This window comes from uncultured Alteromonas sp., assembly GCF_963976965.1.
GTDB classification, from domain to species: Bacteria; Pseudomonadota; Gammaproteobacteria; order Enterobacterales; family Alteromonadaceae; genus Alteromonas; species Alteromonas naphthalenivorans.
The window spans coordinates 36,754-45,162 of record NZ_CAXBMP010000032.1 but is presented as its reverse complement, the minus strand read 5'-3'; the positions used below and the strand labels follow the sequence as shown (position 1 = coordinate 45,162).

Below are 8,409 nucleotides of genomic sequence, written 5' to 3'. Positions count from 1 at the left end.
GTGTGGGGTTTCCCCATGTGAGAGTAGCACACTGCCAGGTCCCATTCGAAGAAAGCCCTTATCGTATGATAAGGGCTTTTTTTATGTCTAATAGAAAATAATATTAGCAGTTACGCCGTAGTAAAAAACTGAGCGTACTGCAGGTCCTCCTTGCGCGCTCATTCCAAAAAAGAAGCATGATAAAAAGCATCATGATTCTGCACCCCGTGGTATATGAGCCACCGAACTCAGAAGTGAAACGTATTAGCGCATGCCGAGACTCGGCGACCAGTAACTGGCGTGGGGATATTGTGGGGTTCCGGTGACCGGCCCAGTCCCATGTGAGAGTAGCACACTGCCAGGTCCCATTCGAAGAAATTGCTTCACAACGAAGCCTAGCCTAACGGATAGCCCTTTTTTTATGCCTTTAGAAAAGTGGGAATTAGCGCGAAGCCCGTTGCTAGAAGTTACCACGTAGCTTACTTATGCTGTTTGACTGACTTCCAGCCGTATCTAGATCTGCAACACAATATGTTAATACGCCACTACTGAAAACTATGATTAAAGTGAGTCTCTTAATTACGTACCATAGTAAGTTATACAGAAGAAAATAATAAAATCATGTGAGACTAGTAGGTTAAGCTACATATTTCATGCCATAGCTTATCTGTCTGCTTTAAGACATAAGCTTTCAATTTAAGTAATTTAGTTATCCCCATAAGCCTCACCAGGTAAATTATGAACATGAAAGTATATGTGGGCATAAAGCCCACTTAAGTTGAAGCAATGACTATTAGAAACTATATGCGTACGACAGGTTCATGAAATCCAATCCAGGGTTATTACTGTTAAATCCCCCATTAGAGAAGTGCATGTAGCGCAAGGCGACGTGTTGGCTTTCATCAAGTTCAAGCACTAAACCTAGCCTGTCTTCAAATTGGTAGTTAGAACCTATATCTTTGCCTGCTACTTTCTCATCATTGATGAAACTTGCCCCTATACCTGCTTCAACAAACAGAGGGTAGTCATACACGGTGCTAATTTGCTTCATAAAAATTGGCGTTATTGATAGCGCGTAGCTTGTGCTATGGTTATTGTCTTCACCGTATTCCCAATGGTAAGCGCTAAGCTCCCAGTACAGTTTGATATCACCAAACCATCCAGTGCTTAAGTTGTGTTCTAATGGTCGATAGGCAAATCGAATACCGTCGATATTGTCAAAGCCATTCATATAATCAACGCTGACGGTTTGTTTGGCTTGCGCTAAGTTAGGCAGAAAAAGCAAAGCTAGGACGGTAAGTTTGAATGTATTTTTGAACATGTTGTCTCCTTAATATGTAAGGAGAAAGCAAAATCATTACCAGAAATGAAAATCTATAATTTTCAGGGGGTTAAAGTCAATTGGAATGCTTATGTGTTTTTAGCTACTTAAGAATTTTCTTGAAATAAGTAATTATTACAGGGGCTTCCACACTTCGTCTTTCTCAATATTTTGTTCTGTTCGAAACCTTTCTACCAGCTCTTCAGGTAGAGCAATATCGTATTTTTCGTAGATGTTAGATATCAAGCTTTGGTTATTTATTAAGAATACGTTTAGCTCTTTAATTATTTCGGGGTGGCGTAAAGTGGATAATAGAAAAGGGACATCAATAAAAGGAAGTGTAATATCAACGGAAAAGGGACCCAGTTGAGGGTAACTCTGCATAAAATATTTTCCAACGTGATATTCAACATCTACAGCATCGACTTCTTTATGTTGAAGTAGTGAAAGCGCATTATAAGTTTCTTCAATGGGAACTAAAGATAAAAGGTTGTCATCAATTCTGCTTTGCCATTTAACCGGTGTAAACCCTTGTGGTATAGCTAACTTCTTAATGAAATTTATCCCTTTTCCAATATCTTCTGACCTAACAAGTGTTCCAGATAACGTATGAGTAATAGGTTTCGAATAGGTCTTCTCGAAAGCGGTAGTATCTGCGCTATTCCAACGTGGGTTATCAGGATAGACGAAATCTACATTCCCTTTATTTAATTCAATTTGTAACCTTCGAACAGGCATGTCTAAATAAACGAATTCATGCCCTGAGGCATCAGAAAAGGCTTCTAAAATTGCCCACCCTACGCCTTTATCAACTTTAGAAGTGAAATCATAGTGAGGAAAGTACTCAATATTTTGAGCACCAATAATGTACTGTTCTGCTTGAGCTAAGTTGCCGCCGAAAATAATGAGAAGGCAGTAGAAAGTCCGTTTTATATAGCCCACTGGTGTTACCTTATTAATGAATACTATTTTTTTAACACAGAGATTAATAATAGCCCATAAACGGTTATTCAGGCTGCCAAATGTCTTTATCTTCAATACTAAATTCAGTTTGAACCTGTTGTGTCAGTGCTTCTAATGTAGTCATACCATAGCGTGCTTTGATCGAATCAATAATTGCTGGGTTATTATTTATAAATGCATTGAGTTCCTCAATGACTTCCTGGTGTCTTAAAGCAGAAAGCATAAAAGGGATCTCGTTATGGGGTAGAGTAATGTCTAATATGAAAGGGCCTATTTGCGGCGACTGATTAGAGTAGTAATTTCCCACATGGTATTCGAAGTCTAAGGCGTCTACACGCTCTAATTGTAGTAACGACAAGCCTGCAAAAGTATCAGAGATAGACACTATTTTAATGAGGTTTTGATCTAATCTTGCTTGCCAATTCACTGGAGTGAATCCAAGGGGCATAGCAATTCTCTTAATAGCGTTGATACCTTTATTCACATTTTTTGGTTTTACAAAAGTACCTGTAACGGCACGGGTAAGTGCAACCGAAAAATATTTTTCTTTGGTGTCAGTGACATCGTTATACCAGCCCGGATTATCGGGATATACAAAATCCACATGCCCTTTGAGCATTTCCATTTGAAGACGCCGAACAGGCATAGTTAAATACGAAAATTCGTGACCAGATGCTTCGGAAAAGGCTTCAAGTATTGCCCAGCCAACACCCTTATCAATAGGTGAAGAAAAATTATAATGGGGGTAATATTCTATATTTTGTGAGCCTACAATAAATTTTTCAGCAGTTGCCGCTGTACTAATCCATATCAGTAATAGGCAAAACAACCCCTGTTTCATATCGAACTCCTTGTCATGTTGATACTACAATACCTGAGACTATAAAACGCGTATATACGCAATTGGATTTAATGAAAGTCTCTTGATGGCATACTGATATCCTCAAGCCATGGTGTTCGGTCTATTAATTTTCCCGCAATAATATGAATAACCCCCTCCTTCGAGCGTTCAATAATTCCATCAACTTGCATAAGCTTAGCCTTTAAAAAGGTCTTATGCTGGGCGCGAGAGGTAGCCTGCCATACTACAACGTTAATATTTCCAGTATGGTCTTCTAACGTTAAAAATGTAACCCCAGCTGCACTGCCTGGTGCTTGTCGCCCGGTCACGCATCCAAGTATTTTTACAATAGATTTATGAGGCTTTTTAAGTAAAGCTTTAGCTGGGGTAATAAAACCTAGCTCTCGCTCTCTGTGCAACAGTGCTACAGGGTGGTCGTTAACCGAAAGCCCTATAGAAGCATAATCTTCAATTAAGGTTTCTGCTACGCTTGGGGCAGTATTGAAAGTGTCCTCGTTATTAGTATGTTCAAACAACGGCAAATTGGCTTGCTTGTCCATTAGCCGCCAACGTGTTTGATAGCGATTACCTGCAATACTTCTAAATGCATCTGCACTCGCTAATGCTTCTAGTTCATCAGGACGTATTGCGAGGGTTCGCACACCCTCTATATTTTTATAGCCAGTTGACGGCCTGCAGCTAACAATAAGGTTTGCACTCTTTTCACTTAAGCCTTTTACAAGCGTTAGGCCAAGCTGAATTTGCTTATCGCCTTTACATTCAACAATTAAGTGTTCGTAATTTGATGCATTCACACAAGGCGCATGTACCGTAACATGATGGCGCTTTGCATCTAGTACCAGCTGTGAGGGCGTATAAAAACCCATTGGCCAACTGTTTAACAAGGCAACATAAAACTCAACAGGAAAATAATATTTTAACCAACATGATACATAAGCTAACACGGCGAACGATGCTGAGTGGGACTCTGGAAAACCATAGCCAGCAAAGCCTTTAATTTGTTCGAATAGATTATTTGAAAAAGAGGCATCGTAGCCTCTCGATACCATGCCTTTTATCAGCTTTTCTTTAAACTCAAAAATTCGGCCGTCTTTTTTCCAGCTAGCCATCGCGCGACGTAATTGATCTGCTTCACCGCCACTAAAGCCTGCCGCAACCATGGCCAGTTTTATCACTTGTTCCTGAAAAATTGGAACACCCATAGTACGCGATAACACTTCTTTTACTTCTTCAGAAGGGTAGGTTATGGCTTCTTTTCCATGCCGTCGTAGAAGATAAGGATGCACCATATCCCCTTGAATAGGGCCGGGTCTAACAATAGCTATTTGCACCACTAAGTCATAATAACGGCGAGGCTTTAAACGAGGAAGCATCGACATTTGTGCGCGAGATTCAATTTGAAATACGCCGACGGTATCAGCTTGGCAAATCATATCGTAAACCTGTTTGTCATCGCCTAATTTGGTAATGAAAGGAATATCTATATTGATAGGGAATTGCTTGTTAAGTAAGTCAAAGGTACGGCGAATGGCGCTTAGCATGCCCAAAGCTAATACATCAACTTTAAGTAGTCCTAGCGTTTCAATATCATCTTTATCCCACTGAATAATAGTGCGCTCTTGCATAGAGGCGTTCTCAACAGGAACCAACTCATACAGTGGCCCTGAACTAATAACAAAACCACCAACGTGCTGAGAAAGATGCCGAGGCGTGCCGAGAAGTTGCTCGGTGATACTAATTAGAAGTTTTACCCTTTCATTTGCCGGGTCGAGCCCTAAATTCGCAAGCTGAGACTGCCAAGGAATGACACTGTCTCGGCGATTAATTTGCTTCATCACGAAGCTTAATTGCGACTCACTGAAGCCCAAGGCTTTACCTACATCTTTAAACGCTGATTTAAAGCGATAGCAGATAACCGTAGAAGCAATGGCAGTTCTTTCTCTGCCATATTTTTCATAGATATATTGAATAATTTCTTCACGACGTTGGTGCTCGAAATCTACGTCGATGTCAGGCGGTTCGTTTCGTTCTTTAGAGATAAAGCGTTCAAAAAGCACATTGATTTGCCGTGGATCAACGGCGGTAATCTCTAGGCAATAGCACACAATAGAGTTAGCCGCCGAACCTCTGCCTTGATAGAGGATTTTGCGCGCTTTGGCGAATTGAACAATGTCGTAAATGGTAAGAAAAAAGTACTCGTACTCTTGTTCGTGAATAAGTGAGAGTTCTTTTTCAATAAGTGCCCCAAGCGCATCGGTCAGGCCATCTGGGAAACGCACTTTTATGCCGGCTTCTACACGCTCTCTCAAATATGTAGTGGGCGATGCACCTTTGGGTATAAGTTCAGAAGGATATTGATAGCGTAGCTCTGTTAACGAAAATAGACAGCCTCTCGCCACGTCAATAGCATTGGCAATCCACTTTTCAGGGAAGAGCTTTTTTAATTTTGAAACGGTACGCAAGCTACGCTCGGCATTGCTTAATGCTGCTCGCCCCAATTTACTTACTTGCGTATGTGCTTGGGTGGCATGAAGAACATGTTGAAGTGGAAGGTTATCTACATGGTGCATAAGCACGCCGGTACAAGCAAGGATAGGAAACTCAAATCTTTCCTGTAGTTTTGTGTAAGTCGCAAATCGATGATGATCATACCCATCAAGTAAACGTTGTGCGCCTATGTATGTTTTTATGTTGGGTTGGCTGGTTAGCCAAGCCGCCCAGTAATTATCTTTTTCTTCCTGAGTACTAGGGATCCATATTAGCGTGCAATGACGTATCGTCCGCAAATCCCACTCTGCAAGTTGATACTCACCTTTTTGGCTGCGCCTTCTGGCATTAGTAATAATGCGGCAAAGTTCGGTATATGCTGCTTTATTGGGGCAGAGTAATACAAAAGAGAATGCATTATCGAAACGAAAGTAGCTGCCAATAATGAGCTTAATAGGGAGTTTTTGCTGTGTGATTTCAGCATAAGCTCGCACCACACCGGCCACGGAACATTCATCGGTAATCGCTAACGCTTCGTACCCAAGAAAAGAGGCGGTAGTCACTAACTGGGCAGGAGAAGATGCCCCTGTTAAAAAGCTATAGTGGCTTTGACAAAAAAGCTCACTATACATTAGCTGTAAACGCCTTGTGTCCACCAACTGGCTTTTGCATCTTTAAAAACTAACAAGCGCACACCGTGACTAGTTTCGGCTATAAAATAATCTTTTTGGCTAGCAGCGCTACTCCACCACTGTGTCTGAAGTCGAATAGGACCAAAGCAAATACGTGTCGCTAGGTTTAGGGGTATAGGGTGTTGAAACAAGAAGGCAGGTGCTATATCAGTGGTATAAGCAGGTGTAGTTTCCACGACTTGATTTACTGTCATGCCTTCAAACGTGTGGCTGTTTCCCGCTTTAGGATGAAGCGTACTGGCATCGCCTAATTTAGCTTTTAATCTTCCAATAAGTTGTTTTTGTGCCACGGTGGTAAATCGATGTGAAAAGAAATCGTTTCCATCGTTCTCAATGGACTCGAATTGCTGGCAAGTTAGGGATATAGCAACGGCGGGTTCCGGCAGTAGAAGCGTCTCAATTTTAAGTTCAACCAGTGCCAACCAGTCCTTTTGTGCAGCAAAAGGCATAGCCCCATTAACCTCTATTGATAAGGGCTCTTCTTCTCTAAAGTGCACGCGAAAAATAATAGATGAGGTGAGTAAGTTTCGTGCGCGTAAGTAGTGTTCTAGCGTAACTAGTAGGGACTTAATACTCGGTAATAAGTGTTGAGTGTTTTCCACTTCAAACGATAAATTTTTTAACTGCTTGAAGCTTATCGATGGCCTGAATAAAACGTATTTGGGAAAGGTTTCCCCCCGCAGTGCGGTTAAATAGCGAATAGTATCGTTTGAAAATCGTTGCCCAAGTTCATGGACGGGAAGTTTAAGTAGTTGGCCTACCTGTCTAACACCGACTTTAGCAAGTGTGGCAATGGTTTTCGAATCAAGGGCAGTTTGTTCTAGCTTACAGCGTGACAATAACAGAGTTATGTTTTCTTTATTATCGGTATAGCGATTGGTTTTATTTTTAGCGAGAAGGCGTGCTGCATCCACTCCCCATGCAGTGGCGAAATAAAAGTGAATACCAGCAGAATGTAGCTCGTTTGTAAGTACATGCCATAAAGCGTCAAGACCACCGTAATACTGCAGTAAATTGTCTAGTCGAATAGCAATGGCGTTGTGAGCATCAATCACAATGTCTGAAGCGAGTGGGTATAACCGATGTGCAAGAAAGAGAAGGGTCTCTTTTTCAGCTTCGCGATTAAACGCTAGAATGCGCACGTGAGGGCAAAGCGCAGCCGCTTGTGCAAGCCCTTGACCGCATTCAACACCTTCGTTTATAGCCTGAGAATTAGCTTGAACTACTTGGTTGCTTTGTTCGTGATAAACCACAGTAGGTATATCACCGTCTGTGAAGCCGCCATCTTTTTTATGGGAATCAAGAGTTAACTGATAGCAGTAAAAGTAAGCCCATAGCATCATTAAATCACCGAGTGTAATGCTGGCTCGGTGTTCTTATTATTTTGCATGGCTGATTGAATGGCGCGGTTGTTAGGGGTCCATGAATGGGGGAGCACGATATCGGATACGGGCCATCCATGACGCTGTTTAATAATGTTAACAACCAATTGCGCATCACGAAGATGCAGACTTAAATCTAGGGTAATTGGAAAAGAAGCCCTTTGTTGGTTAGGGGAAGTAAACAGTAAGCACAGCGTATCGTTATGCGATGCCGCCACTTGCAAACGCCGAGCAGCTTTTGCATCCATGGTGTTATTCCAAAGCAAAACACAATGACAAGCTGCACTTTTTAAGCATTGCTCTGCTGCCCACAAGGCTTCTTGATCTGTTTTTGGAAGCACGACGATGACTTGTTCTAAGTCTACGCCTAAACTGCTTAACCAAGGCGCTTGGAGCTGGGCGGGTGGTTTTATAAATACACGTAGTTTGTGCGTGCGATGCGTAGTTAAAACGTGTTTAAAAAGGCTGATTTCTCCAATACCCGTTAGTGATGCAATTCTTACGACGCCTGATGTGGCGATACCACCGTGCAGGGCTTCATCCAATATAAGATTACCCAGCAAAAACTTGTTTTCGCTTACAGGCTTCTCTCGAGCTCGCCATATATGAGGGTGCTTATCAAAAAGCGCTGCCTTTGAACGAACTTCATCAATGGGTGAAATAGGAATATTCATAACACCATAATACTGTATATGTGTACAGTATTATAGTGTAGAGGTTTGT

General features: G+C 41.7%; 6 protein-coding genes. All 6 read right to left on the bottom strand.

Going from position 1 to position 8,409, the window contains the following annotated elements:
- Positions 1-772: 772 nt before the first annotated feature.
- Positions 773-1,300 carry an acyloxyacyl hydrolase gene (locus tag AAC006_RS18205; RefSeq protein WP_208805132.1) on the bottom strand — a complete coding sequence of 176 codons (528 nt, stop codon included), beginning with the start codon at positions 1,298-1,300 and terminating at the stop codon, positions 773-775.
- Positions 1,301-1,435: 135 nt separating this feature from the next.
- The gene (locus tag AAC006_RS18200) at positions 1,436-2,242 is read right to left on the bottom strand and encodes a hypothetical protein (protein WP_208805213.1); all 807 of its coding nucleotides are present in this window, start codon (positions 2,240-2,242) and stop codon (positions 1,436-1,438) included.
- 64 nt (positions 2,243-2,306) lie between these two features.
- Positions 2,307-3,104 carry a hypothetical protein gene (locus AAC006_RS18195; protein ID WP_129735612.1) on the bottom strand — a complete coding sequence of 266 codons (798 nt, stop codon included), beginning with the start codon at positions 3,102-3,104 and terminating at the stop codon, positions 2,307-2,309.
- Positions 3,105-3,172: 68 nt separating this feature from the next.
- The gene (locus tag AAC006_RS18190; RefSeq protein ID WP_208805134.1) at positions 3,173-6,244 is read right to left on the bottom strand and encodes an error-prone DNA polymerase; all 3,072 of its coding nucleotides are present in this window, start codon (positions 6,242-6,244) and stop codon (positions 3,173-3,175) included.
- Positions 6,244-7,647 carry a DNA polymerase Y family protein gene (locus tag AAC006_RS18185; protein WP_244360358.1) on the bottom strand — a complete coding sequence of 468 codons (1,404 nt, stop codon included), beginning with the start codon at positions 7,645-7,647 and terminating at the stop codon, positions 6,244-6,246. Before AAC006_RS18185 ends, AAC006_RS18190 begins: the two co-directional genes overlap by 1 nt.
- Entirely contained in the window at positions 7,647-8,360 is a 714-nt protein-coding gene (imuA, locus tag AAC006_RS18180; RefSeq protein ID WP_208805137.1) for a translesion DNA synthesis-associated protein ImuA, read from the bottom strand. Before imuA ends, AAC006_RS18185 begins: the two co-directional genes overlap by 1 nt.
- Positions 8,361-8,409 lie beyond the last annotated feature (49 nt).

Bases quoted from the DNA above. Each gene is read 5' to 3' on its own strand.
- AAC006_RS18205 (WP_208805132.1), bottom strand. From the start codon at position 1,300: ATGTTCAAAAATACATTCAAACTTACCGTCCTAGCTTTGCTTTTTCTG.
- AAC006_RS18195 (WP_129735612.1), bottom strand. From the start codon at position 3,104: ATGAAACAGGGGTTGTTTTGCCTATTACTGATATGGATTAGTACAGCG.
- AAC006_RS18190 (WP_208805134.1), bottom strand. From the start codon at position 6,244: ATGTATAGTGAGCTTTTTTGTCAAAGCCACTATAGCTTTTTAACAGGG.
- AAC006_RS18185 (WP_244360358.1), bottom strand. From the start codon at position 7,647: ATGATGCTATGGGCTTACTTTTACTGCTATCAGTTAACTCTTGATTCC.
- imuA (WP_208805137.1), bottom strand. From the start codon at position 8,360: ATGAATATTCCTATTTCACCCATTGATGAAGTTCGTTCAAAGGCAGCG.